17 protein-coding genes are annotated in these 21585 nt (G+C 60.4%); 6 read left to right on the top strand and 11 right to left on the bottom strand.

Features of this window, described 5'->3' with window-relative positions; translation table 11 throughout:
- Positions 1–46: 46 nt before the first annotated feature.
- Entirely contained in the window at positions 47–1621 is a 1575-nt protein-coding gene (locus AC1DWZ_RS14670; RefSeq protein WP_477169658.1) for a CYTH and CHAD domain-containing protein, read from the top strand.
- On the opposite strand, the gene AC1DWZ_RS14665 is transcribed toward AC1DWZ_RS14670, so the two are convergent.
- Positions 1622–2143, bottom strand: coding sequence for a SixA phosphatase family protein (locus AC1DWZ_RS14665; protein WP_477169657.1), 522 nt, complete (start codon positions 2141–2143; stop codon positions 1622–1624).
- Between the two features lie 158 nt (positions 2144–2301).
- Between AC1DWZ_RS14665 and AC1DWZ_RS14660 the strand changes: the two genes are divergently transcribed.
- Positions 2302–4455, top strand: a complete 2154-nt coding sequence (locus AC1DWZ_RS14660; protein WP_477169656.1) for an RNA degradosome polyphosphate kinase — start codon at positions 2302–2304, stop codon at positions 4453–4455.
- A gap of 2 nt (positions 4456–4457) precedes the next feature.
- Positions 4458–5963: a Ppx/GppA phosphatase family protein gene (locus tag AC1DWZ_RS14655; protein WP_477169655.1), complete on the top strand. Its 1506-nt coding sequence runs from the start codon at positions 4458–4460 to the stop codon at positions 5961–5963.
- Positions 5964–6104: 141 nt separating this feature from the next.
- Here the strand turns inward: AC1DWZ_RS14655 and AC1DWZ_RS14650 are convergent, their stop codons facing one another.
- Positions 6105–7070: a 2-hydroxyacid dehydrogenase gene (locus AC1DWZ_RS14650; RefSeq protein ID WP_477169654.1), complete on the bottom strand. Its 966-nt coding sequence runs from the start codon at positions 7068–7070 to the stop codon at positions 6105–6107.
- A gap of 160 nt (positions 7071–7230) precedes the next feature.
- Here AC1DWZ_RS14650 and AC1DWZ_RS14645 point away from each other — a divergent pair, with 160 nt between their 5' ends.
- A complete protein-coding gene (locus AC1DWZ_RS14645) occupies positions 7231–8052 on the top strand; it encodes an EipB family protein (RefSeq protein ID WP_477169653.1) in 822 nt (273 codons plus the stop codon).
- Positions 8053–8055: 3 nt separating this feature from the next.
- On the opposite strand, the gene AC1DWZ_RS14640 is transcribed toward AC1DWZ_RS14645, so the two are convergent.
- Entirely contained in the window at positions 8056–9297 is a 1242-nt protein-coding gene (locus tag AC1DWZ_RS14640) for a DNA polymerase IV (protein WP_477169652.1), read from the bottom strand.
- A 270-nt stretch (positions 9298–9567) separates the two neighbouring features.
- Between AC1DWZ_RS14640 and AC1DWZ_RS14635 the strand changes: the two genes are divergently transcribed.
- Both AC1DWZ_RS14635 and AC1DWZ_RS14630 read left to right on the top strand, forming a co-directional pair.
- On the top strand, positions 9568–9975 hold the full coding sequence (locus tag AC1DWZ_RS14635; protein WP_477169651.1) for a response regulator: 408 nt from the start codon (positions 9568–9570) through the stop codon (positions 9973–9975).
- Between the two features lie 19 nt (positions 9976–9994).
- The gene (locus tag AC1DWZ_RS14630) at positions 9995–11377 is read left to right on the top strand and encodes a PleD family two-component system response regulator (RefSeq protein WP_477169650.1); all 1383 of its coding nucleotides are present in this window, start codon (positions 9995–9997) and stop codon (positions 11375–11377) included.
- Between the two features lie 17 nt (positions 11378–11394).
- Here the strand turns inward: AC1DWZ_RS14630 and AC1DWZ_RS14625 are convergent, their stop codons facing one another.
- From AC1DWZ_RS14625 to AC1DWZ_RS14590, 8 genes are all read right to left on the bottom strand, one after another.
- Entirely contained in the window at positions 11395–12330 is a 936-nt protein-coding gene (locus tag AC1DWZ_RS14625) for a dimethyl sulfoxide reductase anchor subunit family protein (RefSeq protein ID WP_477169649.1), read from the bottom strand.
- 6 nt (positions 12331–12336) lie between these two features.
- Complete coding sequence (locus AC1DWZ_RS14620) at positions 12337–13098, bottom strand: 4Fe-4S dicluster domain-containing protein (RefSeq protein ID WP_477169648.1); 762 nt, start codon at positions 13096–13098, stop codon at positions 12337–12339.
- Positions 13095–16007, bottom strand: a complete 2913-nt coding sequence (locus AC1DWZ_RS14615) for a molybdopterin oxidoreductase family protein (RefSeq protein ID WP_477169647.1) — start codon at positions 16005–16007, stop codon at positions 13095–13097. The genes AC1DWZ_RS14620 and AC1DWZ_RS14615 overlap by 4 nt, the downstream gene beginning before the upstream one ends.
- Positions 16008–16041: 34 nt before the next feature.
- Positions 16042–17352 carry an omega-aminotransferase AptA gene (gene aptA / locus AC1DWZ_RS14610; RefSeq protein WP_477169646.1) on the bottom strand — a complete coding sequence of 437 codons (1311 nt, stop codon included), beginning with the start codon at positions 17350–17352 and terminating at the stop codon, positions 16042–16044.
- A gap of 146 nt (positions 17353–17498) precedes the next feature.
- Positions 17499–18305, bottom strand: coding sequence for a nucleotidyltransferase family protein (locus AC1DWZ_RS14605; protein ID WP_477169645.1), 807 nt, complete (start codon positions 18303–18305; stop codon positions 17499–17501).
- A complete protein-coding gene (locus AC1DWZ_RS14600; protein WP_477169644.1) occupies positions 18305–19441 on the bottom strand; it encodes a dATP pyrophosphohydrolase in 1137 nt (378 codons plus the stop codon). The genes AC1DWZ_RS14605 and AC1DWZ_RS14600 overlap by 1 nt, the downstream gene beginning before the upstream one ends.
- Before the next feature lie 35 nt (positions 19442–19476).
- The gene (locus AC1DWZ_RS14595) at positions 19477–20259 is read right to left on the bottom strand and encodes a sterol desaturase family protein (RefSeq protein WP_477169643.1); all 783 of its coding nucleotides are present in this window, start codon (positions 20257–20259) and stop codon (positions 19477–19479) included.
- A gap of 112 nt (positions 20260–20371) precedes the next feature.
- Positions 20372–21583, bottom strand: coding sequence for a CDP-alcohol phosphatidyltransferase family protein (locus tag AC1DWZ_RS14590; protein WP_477169642.1), 1212 nt, complete (start codon positions 21581–21583; stop codon positions 20372–20374).
- Between the last annotated feature and the right edge of the window lie 2 nt (positions 21584–21585).

Below are 21585 nucleotides of genomic sequence, written 5' to 3'. Positions count from 1 at the left end.
TGCCGCGAACCACTGTTTAGGATCGCGCCGCAGGCGGTTGGGGACCATGAAGAACCAAGAGATTGAATTGAAGCTGACGCTGCCGGGCGGGGCGGCGAAAGTGCGACCGACGACGCTGCGTCGGTTGCTGGGGGCGTCGGCGCCGGCCAAGACGTCTGTTTTGGAGACGACTTACTTCGACACGCCCGATTCATGGCTGAAAGGTCGTGGCATGGCGTTGCGCGTCCGGCACATCGGCACCAGGCGCATCCAGACTTTGAAGGTGCCAGGCGGTGGGCTCGATGGCTTGCAATCCTATCTGGAGTTTGAATCGGAGATCAAGGGCACCCGGCCGCTGCTATCAGCTATCAACGACGCCAAGCTTCGCCAACGCCTGCAGCGCGCCAATATCATGGCGCAATTGCGCCCGGTCTTTACCACGCGCTTTGAGCGCGCGGCATGGCTCGTTACACGTGGTGACAGCCAGATCGAGGTTGCGCTGGATATCGGCAGCATCGATACCAAATCGGCCCAGGCCAAGCACCTGCGAGCGCCGATTGCCGAAATCGAGTTGGAACTAAAGTCCGGGCAGCCGGTCGACCTGTTCCATTGCGCGGAACGTCTGGTGGAGGATGTACCAGCGCGCCTCGGCCTGGCGACCAAGGCTGCGCGTGGCTATGCGCTGGCTGATGGCTTCAAGGCCGAGCCGGTTCGGGCGGAACCGCTCGAACTTGCCCGCAAGGGCACGGCCGGGGACGCCTTTGGGGCCATCGTCCGCAGTTGCCTCGATCAGCTGCGCGCTAACGAGGCGGCAATCCACGAGAGCGAGGATGACGAAGCCATCCATCAGTTTCGTGTCGCCATTCGCCGCTTTCGCGCCACCATCGGTGCCTATCGTGAACTGATCGACGATGGCGCCCATGCGGCGATGTCGATCGACCTTCGCTGGCTGCAGCGGCAATTCGGTCCTGCCCGCGATCTTGATGTCTTGATTGCCGAGACGTTGGTGCCGATGCAGGCGCGCCTGTTGGGACAGACTGCTGTCGGCCCGCTGCTGAATGTTGCCAAAGCGGCGCGTGCGGAAGCGCGTCGCCGGGCCCATCAAGCCCTCGACAATCCGCGTTATGCCGTCATGCTCTTGCAGATCTATCGCCTGCTGCTGGCCGATGATTGGCGCGGTCGCAGCGCCGTGGCGCAGTTCGGGCTCGACCGCCCGGTACGCGAGTTTGCCGACGAATGGCTGGGCAAGGCACATAAGCGTCTGGTGAGATTGGGTGGGGAACACGCTGAACTGTCGGAAGTGGAACTCCACCGCCTGCGCCTACTGGCCAAGAAAATGCGCTATGGTGCCCAGGCCTTCGCCTCGCTCTACCGCGCCAAACGGACCGACAAATATCTCCTGCATCTCGGGGCCATTCAGGATCATCTTGGCTCACTGAACGATGCCGTGGTCGGACGGCATCTGCTGGTCGAATTGATCGGCCGGTTGGCAAGCGAGCGCGGCCTCGGCGCTGCCGACATCAATCTCCTCCAAGGTGTCGTGCTGGGTTGGCAGTCGCGGCGCATCAGCCAGGATTTGGCAGGATTTCGGGCAACCTGGGAGGGCTTCCGGGCTCAGAAGAAATTCTGGGCCGAGGATTGATTAGGCCTTGGCGAGATCCTTGGGCGTCATGAATTGACGCAGGTTGCCCTGTTCGCCATCCAATTCACGCCAGGCGGCAATATCAAAATCTATGACGGCGATCCCAGCGGTGGGGAACTTGTCACGCATGCGCTCCAACGCCCGCTTGTCACCCTGGCCAGCCAGCCAATGGGCCAGGCTGCCGATGCCTGGGTTGTGGCCGAGCACCAGCAAGGTATCGACCTTGTCCTTGATCTTGGAGATGACCGCCAGGATTTCTCGCGGCAGAGCCATATAGAGGGCTTCCTTTTCTTTCACATCGACATTGTCGGGCAGGGTCGGACGCAGCAGCGCCAAGGTCTCGACCACCCGCGTCGCCGTGGAACAGAGAACCATGTCCGGCCTTAGTTTCTGCGCGGCCATCCACGCCCCCATCAATGGGGCGGTTTCGCGTCCCCGGGACGACAATGTGCGGTCGTGATCGGCCACTTGGCCAGCGTCCCAGGCCGATTTAGCGTGACGCATCAGGATCAGTGTCTTCATTCTGTCATCAAATTGAAGTAATTGATTTATAAGGAATACCCACCACCATTCGAGTGTTCTATACTGTAAGCGAGGTGGCCGTCTTTAGCCAGCGCCGGTTCGGGCGCGGGCCGGATGCGGGGTGTAGAGCAGGGTCGGATAAACGCAGGAAGTTGCCCGTGGACGATGCACAATTGGTCGAACCGAAATATCAGCCGGATGCGCTGAACCGCTTCATCAACCGCGAACTTTCGTGGCTGGCCTTTAACGAACGGGTGCTGGAAGAAACCGGCAATAAGACCCATCCGCTGCTTGAGCGGGTGCGGTTCCTGTCGATCTCCGCCAACAATCTCGATGAATTCTACATGGTACGCGTCGCTGGCCTGCGCGGGCAGGAGCGGGCACATGTCAATGTCATCTCTGCTGACGGCCTGACGCCAGTGCAGCAGCTGGCGGCGATCAATCAGCGTTCCGGCGAGTTAATGCGTGCGCAGCAGGAGCATTGGCGCAATCTGCGCGATGATCTGCGCGACAACGGAATTTCGGTGGTCGAACCCTCGGAAGTGACGGGGGCTGAAAAGGAATGGCTCGACAACCATTTCATGGATCAGATTTTCCCCGTCTTGACGCCGATGGCGGTCGACCCGGCGCACCCGTTTCCCTTCATTCCTAATCTCGGTTTTTCGGTCGTGTTGGAACTGCGGCAGTTGAGCGACGGCAAGCCGATGCGGGCGCTCATCATGCTGCCCAACCTGTTGCCGCGCTTTATCCGCCTGCCGGGCAAGGACCCCTACAATGTCCGCTTCCTGACTCTGGAAGCGGTGGTGGGGCTTTATCTCGACCGGCTGTTTCCGGGCTTCGAGGTGATCAGCAATGGTTATTTCCGCCTTATCCGGGACAGCGAAATCGAAATCCTCGAAGAAGCCGAAGATCTGGTGCGGCACTATGAATCGGCGCTGAAGCGGCGGCGTCGCGGCCTGGTCATTCGCCTCAAGGTCAATTCCGAGATGCCAGAGGAATTGCTCTCCTTCATCATCGACGAACTCGACGTCGACAGGGAAGACGTGTTCGTGCTGGATGGCCTGCTTGGCCTCGGCGCTACCTCACAATTGATCGGCGACCGACCGGATCTCAAATTCCAGCCGTTCAATCCGCGCTTTCCGGAACGAATCCGCGAAATGGGTGGCGATTGTTTTGCTGCCATCCGCACCAAGGACATTGTTGTCCATCACCCCTATGAAAGTTTCGACGTCGTCGTGCAGTTTGTGCTGCAGGCGGCGCGTGACCCGAACGTGGTCGCGATCAAGCAGACGCTCTATCGCACCAGCGACGACAGCCCCATTGTCAAAGCACTGATCGAGGCCGCAGAAGCCGGCAAATCGGTTACGGCGCTGGTCGAGTTGAAAGCTCGCTTTGACGAAGCCGCCAACATCCGCTGGGCGCGTGATCTGGAGCGTGCCGGCGTGCAGGTTGTGTATGGCTTCGTGGCGTTGAAGACGCATGCCAAGGTATCGATGGTGATGCGGCGCGAAGGTGGCGGCCTCAAGACCTATGTGCATTTTGGTACTGGCAACTATCATCCGATTACGGCGAAGGTCTATACCGATCTCAGCTTCTTCACCAGCGAGCCTGGCCTGTGCCATGATGCGGCGAAGCTGTTCAACTACATGACAGGTTATGCGCGCCCGCAATCGACCGAGAAGGTGGCATTCGCGCCCACAACCCTGCGGTCGACCATCCTGAAGCTGATCGACGACGAGATCGAGCATGCAAAGGCGGGGCGTGCCGGAGCGATCTGGGTGAAGCTGAATTCCCTGGTGGACAACGGCCTCATAGATGCGCTTTACCGGGCGAGCCAGGCCGGTGTCAAAATCATGCTGATCATTCGCGGTGTCTGCTGCTTGCGGCCGGGCGTCAAAGGATTGTCGGAGAATATTCGCGTCAAGAGCATCATCGGCCGTTTCCTCGAACATTCGCGCATTATCTGCTTTGGCAATGGACATGCCTTGCCATCGCGTCACGCCAAGGTATTTATTTCCTCGGCAGACTGGATGCCACGTAACATGGACCGGCGATTGGAGATCATGGTGCCGGTGGAAAACCCGACTGTGCATCAGCAGGTGCTCGATCAGATCATGATGGCGAATCTGAAGGACAATCTGCAAAGCTGGGAACTTGATTCCGATGGTATTTATCACCGGCTGTCGCCGGCCGAAGGTGTGGTCGGGTTCAGCGCACATACCTATTTCATGACCAATCCCAGCCTATCAGGCCGTGGATCGGCGTTGAAAAAGCAAAAGAAGATTTCAAAACTGGATTTGCCGAAGGCCTGATAGTGACAGCATCTCTCCGCAAGGCCACTGCCACCGCACGGGCCACCAAATCCGGGCGTGTGGCGGTGATCGATATCGGTTCCAATTCCCTGCGTCTGGTCGTCTTCGACAAAAGGTCGCGCTGTCCGGTGCCGGTGTTCAATGAAAAAGCGCAGCCCGGCCTTGGCAAGGGGCTTGAGCGGCATGGCCTGCTCAATCCGGACGGGACCGAGGCAGCGATCGTCAATATCCGGCGCTTTGTCACAATGGCGGAAGCCATGGGTGTCGAGAGTATCGCTTTGTTGGCGACCGCAGCGGTACGCGACGCCAAGGACGGCGCGGCCTTTGCAGCGCAGATCGAAAAGCAGACCGGCCGCAAGGTGCGGATTGTCAGTGGCGAAGACGAAGCCAAGCTCTCCGCTTTAGGTGTGCTCGCCGGCATTCCGGAAGCTGACGGGCTAATGGGCGATCTGGGTGGTGGCAGCCTGGAACTGGTGCGGCTGCAGGCTGGGCAGATCCGTGAACATGTGACCTTGCCCCTGGGTCCGTTGCGCCTGGTCGAAGCCACCAACGGCAATATTGACGACGCGCAGCGGCTGATTGACCGGCAGCTTGAGAAGCTGTCCTGGCTGTCGGAGGTCAAAGGCAAGACGCTCTATCCGGTGGGCGGCACCTGGCGGTCGCTGGCGCGCATCCACATGGAGCAGACGCATTACCCGCTGCATGTGATCCATGAATACCGGATGTCGCGGCGGCAGAGCGAAGAGCTCTCCAATGTGCTCGCGCATCTTGGCAAGAAATCCCTCACCAACATCGTCGGCATGTCGCGGCGGCGCATGGAAACATTGCCCTATGGTGCGCTGGTGTTGGAGCGTCTGATCAAGGCGGTGAAGCCCGAATGCGTACTCTATTCCGCCTATGGCTTGCGTGAGGGGTATTTGTTCAGCACCTTGGACGCGGCTGCCCAGCAGGGCGATCCGTTGCTGGTTGGCTGTGCCGATCTTGCGGGTGCCGACGGCCGTTTTGGATCAGTGAGCGATCTTCTCGACGATTGGCTGGCGCCCTTGTTCCGCTCTGAAGGCAAGGCGCGGGCGCGGTTGCGTGAGGCCGCTTGCCTGCTCTCCGACATCGCCTGGCGCGAGCATCCTGATTATCGCGCCGAACACGCCTTCCTGCGCGTGCTGCGCCTGCCTGTGGCCGGCATTACGCATCCCGAACGCGTGGTGTTGGCGCTCATCATCGCGACACGCTATGGCGACGGGCCGGACGCCCCCTATATCCAGAACCTGCCGAGCCTGCTGGAAGACAGTGACAAGGATTTCGCAGCCCGTGCTGGTGCCGCCTTGCGTCTGGCCTATGCCCTGAGTGCCGGGACCGAGCGTATGCTCAACCTGACCTCGATCGAGAAGCGCAATGACCGCCTGGAATTGCATCTGCCACAGGATGCCGGCGCCCTGTTCGGCGAGGCGGTGCAGCGTCGCCTGGATGCTGTCGGCAAGGCCTTCGGCATGCCGGTCGCGATTGTTTGAAGAATTGTTCTCAACAACGTCGTTATCCCCGGGCGAAGACCCGGGGATTCACTGCTGCAGTTGAGAGTGTGGATGCCCGGCCATTCTTGATTCAAGAGTAGGCCCGGGCATGACGTTCTAGTTCCCCAGCATTCGTGCGCACTACGCAATCGGATCGATCAGTGCCTTGCCGGCGAAGAAGGCATCGAGATTGTCGAGTGCCTTGAAGCCCATGGCATTGCGGGTGTCGATCGTGGCGCTGCCCAGATGCGGCAGCAGGAAGACGTTCGACAGTTCCCGGTAGGCCGGGTTGAGATTGGGCTCGTTCTCGAACACGTCGAGGCCAGCTGCGAACAGCTTGCCGGATTTCAGGGCCGCGATGAGGGCGTTGTCATCGACCAGACCGCCACGCGCGGTGTTGACGACAATTGCACCGTCGGGCATCAGCGCGATGCGCTGTGCATTCAGCCAATGCTGGGTATCAGCCCCACCCGGCGCATTGATCGACAGAAAGTCGCAATGCGGCAGCATGTCTTCAGCGGTCTTGTGGTAAATCGCGCCCTGTTCCAGGTCGGGCGAAAGGCGGCTGCGGTTATAGTAATGGATCGGCATGTCAAAGGCGCGGGCGCGCTTGGCGACAGCCTGGCCGATACGGCCCATGCCGAAAATGCCGAGCCGCTTGCCGGTCGCGTGAACACCCAGCATGTAGACGGTCGACCAGGATTTCCAAGTGCCCTCACGGACGGCGCGCTCGCCTTCATAGGCGCGTCGGGCGGCACCCAGCAGCAAGAGGAGGGCGATATCGGCGGTGGCGTCGGTCAACACGTCCGGCGTGTTCGAGGCTTTGACACCGCGCGCCTTCAGCGCGGGGACATTGATGTGCTCGTAGCCGACCGAGAAGGTAGCGATCATTTTGACCGAAGCTGGGAGCTTTTCCACCAGGTCGGGTGTGATCTTGTCGACCGGGGTCACCAGCAGTGCGTCCTTGCCCTGGGCCTTGGTCAGCAATTCGTCGGCCGACATGACATGGTCGTCGGCATTCAGCTCGACGTCGTAATGGGCGGTGACCCGCTTGGTAACGGCATCGGGCAGGCGTCGGGTGATCAGCAGCTTGGGCCGGGTGGTCATATGGTTCCCCTAAGGTCAAAAATCCCGGTCGGTCGCGCCGGATGGTCGGGCGGCCCACAGGATCGATATTCGCGATTGGTGCCGTCTATCATGCAAAGTGGCTGCATGCCATACTTGCTGGGAACGGCCGCATCTGCCCCGTGAACGACAAGAAAGGACGATGCTTTTGTCGATTTGCCGCTCCATTGCCGGTATTGCCCTTTTTCTGGCGGTTTCCGCGGTATTTGCCGCCCCTGTCCAGGCCGACCTTCTGCCCCACCGCGTGGTCTATACCCTGGCCCTGGGCAATAGTGGGTCGCTGACCGGCGGCAACGGCCTGATGACCTTCGAAATCAAGGATGTCTGCGACGGCTGGGCCATGGATTTGAAGGCTGAGCTGGCTTTGGCTGGAGAGGATGGCGAAATTCACCGTCTGGGCTGGAGCCAGGTCAGCTGGGAATCCAAGGACGGCAAGCGCTACCGCTATTTCACCCGCGAATTGTCAGACAGCGAGGAGACCTCGCGCCGCCGTGGCGAGGTTCGCCGGGACAGTCCGGACGGCCCGGCCGACGTCACCTCTGACCTGCCGCAACAGGCTGAATTCAAGCTACCGGCACATACTATGTTCCCGGTGCAGCACACTCTGGCCCTGATCAAGGGCGATGCGGCGGGGGAAAGCTATGTCCTCGCCAATCTGTTCGACGGGTCGGTTGGCAATGACGCGATTGAAGTCGGTACAGCGCTGGCCCCTGGTTCACTTGATTGGACGCCGCCCAGCGAGGCATCTTCGGCCAAGACTTTTTCGGATCTCAAGGGCGTGCGGTCATTTCCGGCGGCATTGGCCTTCTACATGAGCGGATCGCCGGAAGGTGTACCTGATACCGAGCAAAGCATGCGGCTCTACAGCAATGGCGTCGTCGGCAGCCTGACCTTTGCCTTGGGTGACCTCAAAGTCCGGGCCATCATGGATGAATTGACACCCTTGAAGCCGGAAGGCTGCTGAAGCCTATTTCAAGGTCTTCAGGCTGCGGCCTTTGACGATCGCATCCTTGCCCAATTTGGCGCGGACGGAATCCATGGCGGCCTCGACGCGACGCCGACGGTCTGAATCAGGATCAGCAAGATCGATGGGATCAGCGTCCTTTGCGTCATGCAATGAATCAACGCCGATGCCGATCAGGCGGTACCAGTCGCCGGTCGCTTCCTTCTGCAGCAACCCGAGGCCAGAGCGGTAGAGCGTCTCGGCAAGCTGCGTGGGGGCTGGCAGCCTCACTTGGCGTGTCACCAGGCGGAAGCCCGCGGTCTTCAGCTTGATATGGACGACATGGCCGGCGAGGCTGGCTGCCTTCAGGCGAAACGCGACCTTCTCACACAGCGGCCACAACTCGCTGGCCAGGGTCTCCGGGTCGGCGATATCGATGTCGAAAGTCGTCTCGGCAGAGATGCTCTTGGCCTCGCCGTCAGGCTCGACGCGCCGGTCGTCGAGGCCGCGGGCGAGGTGCCAGATATGGGATCCCATATTACCGTAGCGGCGCATCATGCCGTCCAGGGGCATCTGCTGGACCTGTCCCATGGTCAGGATACCGTCCTTGGCCAACTGCTCACGCATCACCTTGCCGACCCCCCAGATCAGCCCAACCGATTTTTCGGCAAGAAAAATCTCCGTTTCAGCCTTGCCGATGATCGAAAAGCCGCGCGGCTTGTCGAGGTCGGAGGCGAGCTTGGCCAGGAACTTGTTATGGCTGAGGCCGACTGAGACGGTGACCCCGATTTCGGCCTCGATCCGCTTGGCCAGCCGATTCAAGGATTGGGCCGGGCTCATCTTGTGCAGTGCGGTTGTCCCAGTGAGATCGAGGAACGCTTCATCGATGGAAACGGGCTCTACCTGGGGTGTCAGCGCAACCATCAACTTGCGGATGTCCTCAGCGACACGGCGGTATTTCGCCATATCAGGTGGCAGGATGACGGCATCTGGGCATAATTTCTTGGCCGTAAACATGGGCATGGCCGAGCGAACGCCGGAGAGGCGGGCGATATAGCAGGCGGTCGAGACGACCCCCCGATGTCCGCCACCAATGATCAACGGCTTATCCCTAAGTTCCGGCCGGTCTCGTTTCTCAACGGCGGCGTAGAAGGCGTCACAGTCGACATGGCTGATGGCCAGGCTGTCGAATTCAGCATGTTGAAGCAGGCGCGGGGAACGGCAAACGGGGCAACGTGGCGTCGGTTGCGGGCGCTCGCCAGCCATATTGGGGATAGGCTGTGCACGTGCCTTACCCTTCCCCTGAATGTGGGGTTGTGAAAAGATTGCTTCGCATTCGCGACAAATGCCGGCCACGGGACGCTCCAAATCGGTGGCCTTAAATCTTAACACCAACCGGAATCGCGTTGGAATTTTCGTGGAACATTTACTAATATGGCATTGAAAAGTCGGCGGGAATAGGGTCGAGTGACATTCGTGCCGATCCTATGAGTCGGATTGTGGGGAGGCCGGATTCCGGGGCCGGCGGGAGGATTTATGGCAGACCAGCTTTCGTCTGAAGAGAAACGCAAAAAAGCATCATCCAAGACGATTCTGATCGTCGAGGATAACGAGCTTAATATGAAGCTTTTCCACGATCTCATTCAGGCTCAGGGTTACAACATCCTGCAGACCAAGGACGGGATGGACGCCCTTAAACTGGCGCGCCAGCACAAGCCCGATCTCATTCTGATGGATATTCAGCTTCCGGAGGTATCCGGGCTGGAAGTTACCAAATGGATCAAAGAGGACGATAACCTGCGCTCCATTCCAATCATCGCCGTGACGGCCTTTGCCATGAAGGGTGATGAGGAGAAGATCCGTGAAGGGGGCTGCGAGGCCTATATCGCCAAGCCCATCTCTGTCGTCCAGTTCCTGGAGACCGTCGATCGCTTCCTGCAATAAGCGTAGGTAAAGCGATTAAATGTCGGCACGTATTCTGGTCGTAGACGATATTCCAGCCAATGTTCGCCTGCTCGAAGCCAAACTCGCCGCCGAATATTTCGAGGTGGTGAGCGCCGCGAGCGGCAAGGAAGCGCTGGAGCTTATCGACAAGCAGATCCCGGACATCGTCTTGTTGGACGTGATGATGCCCGAAATGGATGGTTTCGAAGTGTGCGCGCGTATCCGCGCCAATCCGAAGACGCATTTCCTGCCAGTCGTCATGGTGACCGCACTCAGCGATCCCAGCGACCGTGTGCGTGGGCTCGAGGCCGGGGCTGACGACTTTCTCACCAAGCCGGTGAATGACCTTGCACTTTTTGCGCGTGTGCGGTCTCTGGTGCGCCTCAAGATGATCATGGACGAATGGCGGATGCGTGAGCAGACGTCAGGTGCCTTTGATCTCCTTGGGACGAACGAGCCGGAAAAGAACGAGGACCGCAACGCCTCGGTGCTCTTGGTAGAAGGCTTTGCGCCGGCAGCGCAGCGCGTGGTGCAGGTGCTGTCGAAAGACGATGACGTCGTCGAGGTCACGGACAATCTGGCGCGTGCCCAGGAGCTGGCCGCCCAGAAACGCTACGACCTCATCATCACCAACATCCAGGTTGGTGGTGAAGACGGGCTGCGATTGTGCTCGCATCTGCGCTCGCAGGAAGAAACCCGGCAAGTGCCGATTCTGTTGATCGTCGAAGAGTTCGACATGCCCCGCTTGATCAAGGGCCTCGACATCGGCGCCAGCGACTATCTGATGAAGCCGATCGACCCCAATGAATTGCTGGCGCGCGTGCGCATCCAGGTGCGTCGGCGCCGCTATCAGGACCGCCTGCGCGCCAATTATGAACGTAGCCTGTCATTGGCGCTGACGGACAGCCTGACGGGCCTCTACAATCGCCGTTACGCGATGCGTCATCTCGATGGGCTGATGGACCGCGTGAAGGATTCCGGCAAGGCGCTGAGCGTGCTTGTGTGCGATCTTGATCGCTTCAAGAACGTCAATGACAGCTTCGGCCATGCTGCTGGCGACGAGGTGCTGAAGCAGTTTGCGCAGCGTGCCACGGCCGCAATGCGCAATTTCGACATGGTGGCGCGTACTGGCGGCGAAGAGTTTGTCTGCCTGCTGCCCGACACCGACGGCCAGGCCGCCCTCAAGGTTGCCGAGCGCTTGTGCCGGCGCGTCTCTGACACACCGATGAAGGTTGAAGGCGCACCCGATGGCGACCTCACGGTCACGGTCTCGATCGGCCTCGCCGCAACCACCAAGGTCATTCCGGGCGAGGACCTGTTGAAGCTCGCCGACGCAGCGCTCTACCGTGCCAAGCAGAACGGCCGCAACCAGGTCATGGCTGATCCGAGCGCCTTCCTCTAAGTAGGCCTTCTTTGGCTCTAGGCGACGTCCGCGCCATAATAGAGCGTCACCACATGCCGTGCCTCGGCAAAGAACAGCCAGCGCTCGGTCAAGGTGCCGACTGCGTTGGCGACGACAGCAATGGCCAGCACAAATGAGGTCGCCTGCGGCACCATGGCCGCAATCATGATCGCCAGCACAGGTGTCGCGAACGCCAGCAGCATGGCCATCTTTCGCAGTTTCAGCGCATGCTTGCGGGCGATCTTGAAGCCCATTTCCTTCAGGAGATAGTTCTCCTCGGTGTGCGGGGCGGCAAACAGCTTGACCTTGCCGAAGCGCCCCAAACCAGTTGCCGAACCCGCGGTCGCTGTGCCCGTTTCGGTATCGACGAAACGCCAATAGCCGAGCTTCACGATGCTCGCGGCAAATATGCAGATCAGTGAGAGCCATAGCAGTGCCAGGGCATCGATCTGGAACAGGGCGCACAGCAAGGCCAGCCAAAGACTGCCGCTTGCCAAACCCATCGTCAGATAGCCGGGCAGGGTCCAACCATTGCGCCAGCGCCGCACAGTCTTCAAGCTCGCATAGATCATCGCCGTGGCACTGGTTGTCGCAATCGCCAGCGCGGCAAGGACGAGAGCGGGCAACCACCAGACCTGTTCAAAAATGACCCAGCCCAGCGCGGTGATCCCGGCGGGAATGAAGGTTGCAACCGCCAGCACGCCTTCGCGTGACAGCCAGGACGACCGCCATTGCGAGAAGGCACGCCAGGCTCGTTCGGGGCGGCCGAGATGGTAGGTTGAAGAGAGTAAGCCTGCGGTGACAGCGATCAGACCCGCCAGGAAGCCGGTGAGGCCAAACCAGCGCTCCGCCGGCAAGATGCCGATGAGGCCCAGCAGGCTCATCAAGGCCAGCAGGGCATAGCCGGCACCCGATGCACTGGTGAAGAAGATGACGGAATAGGCTGGATACATGCGGCCTCAGCGCGTCAACAGCCGGTCGACCCAGCGCAGAAAGGGGTGGTTGGTCAAAGCCACGGTATCGACCATCGGTTCCGCCGGCACAGTCTTGCTACTGCAGCCGGTAGTCGAGCCATTGCGGCGCGGGCGGGGTGGCAGATATTTATTGGTCGGGCGGTAGCCCATCTCAGGCATCAGGTCATAGCCTTCACGTTCGGCCACCAGTTGTGAAACGCTGGAGTTCGGGTCGCCAAGATCACCGAAATGCCGTGCACCAACGGGGCAGGTCGACACGCAGGCCGGGACGCGCTCAACTTCATCGAGCGTCTCGTTGTAGATGCGGTCGACGCACAGGGTGCATTTCTTCATGACACCGACATCTTCGTCGAATTCGCGCGCACCGTAAGGGCAGGCCCAGGAGCAGAGCTTGCAACCGATGCACATGTCTTCATTGACCAGCACGATGCCGTCCGCCGCACGCTTGAACGACGCGCCGGTGGGACAGACGGTCACGCAATCCGGTGTCTCGCAATGCAGGCAGGATTTTGGAAAATGCACGGTGCGGCCGTCGGCACCCTCGCCGGCCTCGAACGTGTGGATGCGGTTGAACCAGACGCCGCTCGGCTTTTCGCCAAAGGCATCGAAGTCGGTCAGCGGCGCCATATGGCCGCCGGCATTCCATTCTTTGCAATTGACGGCACAGGCGTGACAACCGACGCAGATATCGAGGTCGATAACGAGGCCTAGGCGCCGCGTCGATGGCTCGGTCGGGAGCGAGGTCATGACTTGACCCCTTTGCCCATGCCGGCGCCATAGCGCAACGTCGAAGCAGGCTCGCCGCGCCGTGGCAGCGCGCTGAAGCTCGGCGAGGTCTCGTGTGCTTCGTCAACAGCACATTTCACCAGACGGATTTTGAGATCGAACCAGGCGGCCTGACCAGTCACCGGATCGGAGTTCGTGTAGCGATAGCCGTCTGCTCGCGCCGGCAACAGCTCACTGATTACATGGTTGAGCAGGAATCCGGTCTTTGCTTCGGGCGCCTGCGGTGTGAGGTTCCAGGCGCCCTTGCGCTTGCCGATCGCATTCCACGTCCAGACCGTGCCGGGATGCACACCATCCATCAGTTTGACCTCGGCCTTCACGCGGGCATGCGCGCTTTCGATCCACACCCAATCGCCGTCAGCAAGATCGAGTTCTGCAGCGGTTTGATGATGGATGAAGAGAGGATTGCGTGACTGTAGCTGCCGCAACCAGGCATTGTGCGTGCCCCAGGAATGGTACATGTGCATCGGGCGCTGCGTCAGCGCATGAAGTGGGAAGCCGTCGGCGGTCTCGGCTTCGCCAAAGGGCGGATACCAGATTGGCAGCGGATCGGCATATGCCTTGAGACGTTCGCGATCGGACTCATTGGGTGGTTGCCTGCCACCGAAGCCTTCCGCCGCCAGTTGGAACTTGCGCATCGGCTCGCAATAGAGCTGCAGCACCATCGGGTCCGGGCTGTCGATCAGGCCGCGCGCCGTCGACCATTGCAGATAATCCTGATTTCCGAAGCGATAGAAGCGCGCATTCTCGGGGATCGGCATCTCATTGAAGCAACCCTGGGCGATGTAGCGCTGAATCTGATCCGGGTTGGGCTTGCCGCGCCCCATCTCAGTGCCATCGACACCGCGGAAGCCGCTCAACATACCGATGCCGGGCTTGCGTTCGTGCTTCAAAATGTAATCGTGAAGACCGCCGGGATAGAGCGCACTGCCATCTTCTGCCGCAATGCCCGGCAGCTTCAACCTGGTGCCGAGGTCGAGCAGTACGTCCTGGAACGGACGCACATCACGGTCCGGTTTGATCACCGGTTGGCGGATGGCATCACCTGCCGCATCCGCATGACTGATCGGGCGGTCCAGGAGCGAGATGCAGTCCCAGCGTTCGAGATAGGTGGTATCCGGCAGAATGAGATCGGCGAACGCCACCATCTCGGAATAATAGGCGTCGCTGTAGATGACATAGGGAATCTTGTAGTCGCCGGTCGCCGGGTCCTTGTCCTTCAGCATGTCCATGGTACCCGCCGTATTCATCGACGAGTTCCAGGCCATGTTCGCCATGTAGAGGAAGAGCGTATCGATCGTATAAGGATCACCCTTCCAGGCATTGTGGATGACCATGTGCATCAGGCCATGGAGGGCTAGCGGCGCTTCCCAGGAATAGGCCTTGTCGATGCGCAGCGGGCGGCCGAGGGCATCGACCAGCAGATCGTTCGGACCCTGGGGAAAGCCGAGCGGCATGCCGGACAGGGGCTGGTTCGGCCCCACCATGGGCGAGGGTGCAGCACCTGAGCCAGGCACGCGGGGGAAGGGCGGCTTGTAGCGCCAGCCACCTGGGCAATCGACGCTGCCGAGCAGCATCTGCAGCACATGGATGGCGCGGCACGTCTGGAAGCCATTGGAATGTGCCGAGACGCCGCGCATGGCGTGCATCGAGACCGGACGGCCGATGAAGCTCTCATGGTGGCGGCCGGCCCAATCGGTCCATGGTGTCTTGATTTCGATCGTCTGTTCGAAGGCGACCTCGGCCAGCTCAATGGCGATCCGCTTGATGGTCTCAGCAGAGATGCCGACCTGCTGTGCCACCGTGTCAGGTGCGTAAGCCGCGTCGCGATAGCGGTCGACCAGGAGATCGAGCACCGTGCGGGCAGGACGGCCGTCGGGCAGATTGACCGGGCCCATCAGATGCGGCCGCACGCCGGCACGCATGGCATCGACAAAATCGCCGCTGTCGCGATCGAGGCAGAGCGGATCGCCTTCCTGGTTGCGATAGACCAGCCCGTGTTCTTTCGTGTCCGGCGCATTGACGATCAGCCAAGGCGCGTTGGTGTAGCTCACCAGGAAATCGAGATCGACCTTGTCGTTGCGCAGCAATTCGTGAATGAGTGAGAGGACGAATAGCCCGTCGGTGCCGGGCTTGATGCCAAGCCATTCATCGGCAATGGCGGAATAGCCGGTACGGATCGGGTTGACGGACACGAACTTCGCCCGGTTGTCATCGGGGCGGCTCTTCAACTGGCCCAGCCCGATCTTGATCGGATTGCTATCGTGGTCTTCTGCGACACCGAACATCAGGAAATATTTGGTGTTCTCCCAATCCGGCTCGCCGAATTCCCAGAAAGCTCCGCCGAGAGAATAGAGGCCGGCTGCTGCCATGTTGACGGAGCAGAAACCGCCATGGGCCGCAAAATTGGGCGTGCCAAACTGCTTCGCCCACCAGCCAGTCAAAGCCTGGCTCTGGTCGCGACCGGTGAAGAAAGCAAGGCGCTTGGGATCGGTAGCACGGATCTTGGCCAGGCGATGGGTGGCGATGCTGAGCGCTTCCTCCCATTCGATCTCGACGAATTCGCCGGCACCACGTTCGCCAATGCGCTTCAGCGGCTTGGTCAGACGCGCCGGGGAATATTGCGTCATGATGCCGGCGGAACCCTTGGCGCACAGCACGCCCTTGTTCACCGGGTGATCGCGATTGCCCTCGATATAGCGGATCTTGCCATCCTTCATATGCACCTTGATGCCACAGCGGCAGGCGCACATGTAGCATGTCGTGGTTTTCACCTCGTCGTCGGCCGGCACCGAATAGTCGATGTGCTGCTCTCCCGCACGGTGGGCGGGTGCAGGCATCTTCTCCGCAAGATAGCGGGGCTTGGTCATGGAGCTATGTGCGACCTGGCTGTGAGCGGGGACATCAATATTCGCTGAACACGTCCTTGAAGATACGCCAAATTTCGTCGATATCGGACTTTGTAGCGACCAGGGCTGGGGCACAGATTCCAGCGTCGCCGGTGAATTTGATGTGCAAGCCCTTGGCAAACAGTCGTTTGGTGGCGTCGAAGCCGCGCAAGCCTGGCCGCGCCGCCGGGGCGAGGTCGATCCCGCACAGCATGCCGTAGCCGCGGATGTCGGTCACGGCCTTGATTCCCTGAAGCGAATACATCCGGTCGAGGAAATAGGGCGACATTTCTGCGGCGCGCTCGAACAAGCCTTCCTTCTCGTAAATGTCGAGGGCGGCAATACCGGCGGCACACGCGGCCGGATGGGCGGAATAGGTATAGCCGTGGAAGAATTCCACAGCGCCGTCGAGTGCCGAGCTGGTGACGGTGTGATAAATCTTCTCGCTCACGGCCACCGCACCCATCGGCAATGCGCCGTTGGTGAGGGCCTTTGCCATGGTGATGATATCGGGCATCACGCCAAAGCTCTGCGCAGCAAAGGCTTTGCCGGTGCGCCCAAAGCCGCAGATCACTTCATCAAACACCAGCAGGATGCCATTCTTGTCGCAAATCTCGCGCAGGCGCTCGAGATAGCCCTTTGGCGGAATAAGGACACCGGTCGAACCCGCGATCGGCTCGACGAAGCAGGCAGCGATCGATTTCGGGCCGTAAAGGTCGATGAACCGCTGAAGATCATTGGCGAGGTCGGCGCCCTGTTCCGGCTGGCCGCGGGTGAAGCGGGCCTCTGGCTGCCAAGTGTGGCGAAGGTGTGCAACACCCGGCATGACGGCGCCGAAGGTCTCGCGGTTGCGGACCATGCCGCTCAAGGAGACGCCACCGATATTGACACCATGATAGGCCCGCTCGCGGCTCACAAAGCGGGTGCGTTGGCCTTCGCCTTTGGCGACATGATAGGCGAGGGCGATCTTGATTGCGGTTTCGACCGCCTCGGAACCGGAATTACAAAAGAACACGTAGTCGAGATCGCCTGGCGTAATCTTTGCGACCTTCTGGGCCAGTTCGAAGGAAGAGGGGTGGCCGAGCTGAAAGTGCGGCGTGTAGTCGATCTCTTTCATCGAAGCGTGCACGGCGTCGACGATCTCGGTGCGACCATGACCGGCAGCACAGCAGAACAGGCCCGACGACGCGTCGATCAGCTGCTCGCCCTTGTGGTTCCAGTAATGCATGCCCTGCGCCTTGACCATCAGGCGTGGCTCGGCCTTGAAGTCACGGTTGGAGGTGAAGGGCATCCAATGGTTTTCGAGGGTGTTCGCCGTGTACTGCATGTCCGCATGCTCCCGAATCAGCCAGCTCAATTTCACAGATTTATGTGCGACAATCTAGGACGCTAAGCCTGGGAAAGCCAAGGGGGCAGGTAGGGCGAATACCGGGTGCCAGCAGGAGAAAATGGTCTGACGCCATAAAGCGACGGTCAGATGGCGTCCGGGGCGGTACCTTCGCGCTTCCGCAGGATGTCGCTCACCAGCGCATAATCGGCCGGCTTGTCGACATCGATCGGCGCTTCGGCAAACGGCAGCAGAACGGGCCGAATGGTAGCCCCCGTCAGACGCGAGACATGGGCAAAGGCATCGTCCAGGCTCAATTGGCCAAGCGCCATGCGCAGCAAAGCTGTCGGGCCAATTTCCCATGCCAGACGCCAAGGTTTCTTGCGGTGGCGTTCCATGCGTTGCCAATATGCGGCGACCTTTTTCGCATTGCTGCCGCGGGCGAAAAACAGATTGCAGCCGCTGAAGCGGCGCCCTTTGAAACGGTAAAAAGTGCGGATGGCGTCGGGGTAGGCGGCGGTGACCGTTTCGGCTTCCGCCAAGCCGACACTGAGATCGGCATCGGCTGCGGCTTCGCGTATCATATGAGTGATCATCTCGACGCTGAGCAGTGGATGATCTGCCGTCGTGGTGAGCAGCGGGCGCGCGAGGCCAACTGTCTCCAGCGCCAGGCCCAGACTGGCGGCGGGGCTGCTGGCAGGCGGCACGATCTTAAGCTCGCCAGCATCGCGTGCCCGCGCCAGTTCGTCGATATTGTCCAGCAACGCGCCATCGTCGATGCAGACATAGATATCCATTACGTCGGGGCAGGCACGCAGCGTGCGATAGAGCCGCAGCAACATGGGCACACCATTGATCGGTGCCAAGGCCTTGTGACTGACCCCGGTCAAGCTGGCGACACTGTCGCCCTCGCGACGATTGCCGGCCAGGATCAAGGCGTTGAAAACGGTCATCAGGCCAGTGATTTCTCGTACAGGCGATAGGTCTTGTAAACCTTGCCGCCGACGCCTTCGATGACGCGGCGCATGGGCAGATTATCTTCGAGAATCCAGGACATCTCCACGCGCTCCAGGCCGCGCTTCAGGAACGGATCCTTGAGGCGGTCGAACATCAGCGGCAGCAAGGTGGCGCCCAAGACAGATCCGTGATGCTTGCGGCGGATGCCCATGAGAGGGATGCGACTGGTCTTCACTTTCTTCATCTTCAGGCGCCAGAGCAGCTTCAAGACGTTGAAGGGTAGCAGGCTGCCATCAAAATCGCGGATTGCTTCCATAAGGTTGGGCAGGCAGACCAGCATGCCGGCCGGCTCGCCCTTCACTTCCGCGATGACGACGAGGTCGGGATCGATCAGCGGCTTCATCGAGGCGGCTGCAGCGGCGATTTCCGTCGCGGTGAATGGCACCATGCCCCAGTTTTCCGCCCAGGCATCGTTGAAGATATCGAGGATAACGCCGAGATCGCCGGTGTAGTTCTTCATATCCAACCCGCGCATCCAGATGGTGCCGTCGGCCTGCAGCTTGTCGAGCATGCGCGACGACCCCACGGGCTTGTAGGCGCTCCTGTCGAGATCGTAGGCAACCACGTCCTTCAATTTGGCAAGGCCGGCCGCTTCTACATTTTTCCCGGCATAGGGGGCGTGGTAGGGCATCAGCAACATCGGCAGGCTGTCGAACCCGTCGACCAGCAGGCCGGTTTCTTCATTGCTGGAGAAGCTCAGCGGCCCCACCATGCGGCTTGATCCTTGCGCGCGGAGCCAGTCAGCCGCAGCCTTGATCAAAGCCTGATAGATCGCCGGATCGTCCTCGGCATCGAGCCAGCCGAAATGACCGGTGCCGGGACGCAGTTTCTGCTCCAGCTCGCAGATCTGCGCGGAGACGCGGCCGATTGTCTTGCCATCGCGCTTGGCCAGAAACAGCTGCGCCTTCGCGTGCGTGAAGTAAGGGTTCTTCTTCGGCGAAAGGACTTCGCCACGCTCCATGTCGAGGGGGGCGATGTAGCCCTTATGTCCGCGATAGAGCCGTTTGGGCAGGGCGATAAATTCCTTCAGCCCGGCCTTGTCCGTGACCGGAATGACATCGATCGCTGCCATGGTCGTCTATCCTCTAACTGGAGATATGTCGGAAGTTATTGGGCCGGGCCGTTATCGGCCGCGTTCGCGCGAAAACGGCGTGGATTGCCGTCGCCCCGTGTGTTGTTCGACAATTGAGCAACCCAGGGATAGCGCTCGGCCATTTCGGCCGTGTAGCCGATGTTGAACACGGTCGGGCTCTTCGGCATGGCGCTGGCCTTGGCGTAATAGGTGCTGCCGAGACGGTCCCACAGGAAATTCGTGATGCCGAAATTGCCCTGCTCGTTGTGGAAGTGATGCCACATATGCTGCTGCTTGATGCGCTTCATGAAACGGGTCTTGGGTGCGGTGTTGAGATGCTGCACGCAGTGGCAGAATTCATAAAAGCAGGTCGTCAGCAGACCCGTAGCAAAGGCCATGGCAGCACCAGCGAGGCCACCCACGGCATAGCCGATCGGCATGGTGACGATGGCGATGGTCGGGATGGTCGTGTAGAGCGCGCCGAACAGCACCACGAGGTTATGCGGATCCTGGTGATGGTCGAAATGGATGCGCTTCCACACCTTTGCCGTCAGCGGCGATTTGTAGAGAAACTGGCTGTGCAGCACCCAGCGATGGAGCACGTACCAGACCAGCGGGTAGACAACGATCGATAGGCCGAACGCGACTACAAGCGGCAGCCAGCCTGCATGCCAGCGCACGACCAGATAGAGGCTGACGGCAGCAAGCGCGACATAGGCGTGCACGGACGGATATGTCACGAACGCGCGCACCAGATCGGCCAGCGACATGCGGTCGAGATTATGGGTCCGGTCTTTCCAAAAGCCGAAACGGATCATTGCGGACGACTCGCTGCCTGATGTGATGGGTGCTGAATGGGTCGCCGGTAATCTAGTCGGATCAATATATTAGGGCAAGCGATCGATCGTCCTGCGCGGCTTGGTCGCGTGTTTACGGATGGCCGGCAGGTACCGTGCGATCGGTGGCGAGGATCCAGACCGTACGCAGCCCATGATAGGCACAAGTCAACGCTTGCCACAGGACGATGATGCAGAACGCCTGTGCGCCAAAGCCTGTCGCATAAGCTATTGTAAAAAAAGGAAGATTTATGTTCCGGCGTGAGATGAAGGTACGCACCAGGGCGTCCATGGCGGCATGGGTGTGAAGTCCGCGCTTATATTTCGCCCGGTAGACCGCCAAGATCAGCCGGTCGAGGACATAAAGTCCCAGCATCACCCAGGCCGCCTGCCAGAGCGGCTGGCTCCAATCGGTAGCCGCCCAGCCGCCCAGCAGACCGATCGCCCAGCCGAAATACCAGAAGGGTGGATGCACAATATCGAGGCCGTGATCCAGCACATTGCCGATGGCGGAATCGGTGAAGGTGAGGCGGGCGAGCTTACCGTCGACCGAATCCAGCACGCTCATGCCATAGGCGCAGGCGAAACCCCACCAGAAATGGCCCGTGGCGAAAAGCGGCACGGCCAGCACGGTGAGAAGGATGCTGATCGCAGTCACAGTGTTGGGATGAACCCGCGCCCGCGCCAGGGGTGGCACCATGGCCCAGACCAAGGGCGGATAGACATACTTTGTGAAGAAGTCGGTTGAGCCTTTGTAGTTCGACCAGAATAGGAAGCGCTCGACCGTCTTGCGTTCCGCAGGATTGGCTACCGAGAAAAGATAATAGGGCAGGGAGCGCCGAAGCTTGGCGACGAAAGCCGGGAAGTCATCCTGGGCAACTTCCGGCAAATGCCCGATGGCGGCATCGAGCGTCGGCGCGGACAGGATCTGCGCCGCATCTGCTGGCTCGACACGCCCGATTGCCGCCTTGTTGGCGCGGACCGCATAGCTGCCGCTGCAATCGGCGAGATAACGATAGAGCCTGGCATCGGCTAGGCTCGCAGCATCTGTCACCAGCAGACTCTCGCCGGCGGCCAGGGCATGCCGCAGTCGATCGCCAGTATCGCCGGCACCGGTTTCGACCCGGACCGGACAGGCGAGGCGCGCATCTTCCGCCCAGGCCGGAACGGCAGCATCACCGACATCGATGATAACCTCGCTGAGCGCCAGCTTCTGGTGGCGTGCGGCCTTCAAATGGCGTTCGATCAGGCTCATGCCAAAGACGCGCTCGGCGCTGCTGCGCCCGGCGTCGATCCATAACTTCATGG

This window comes from Dongia sp. P2_B8 (assembly GCF_056404715.1).
This window is presented reverse-complemented; position numbering and strand designations above follow the sequence as displayed.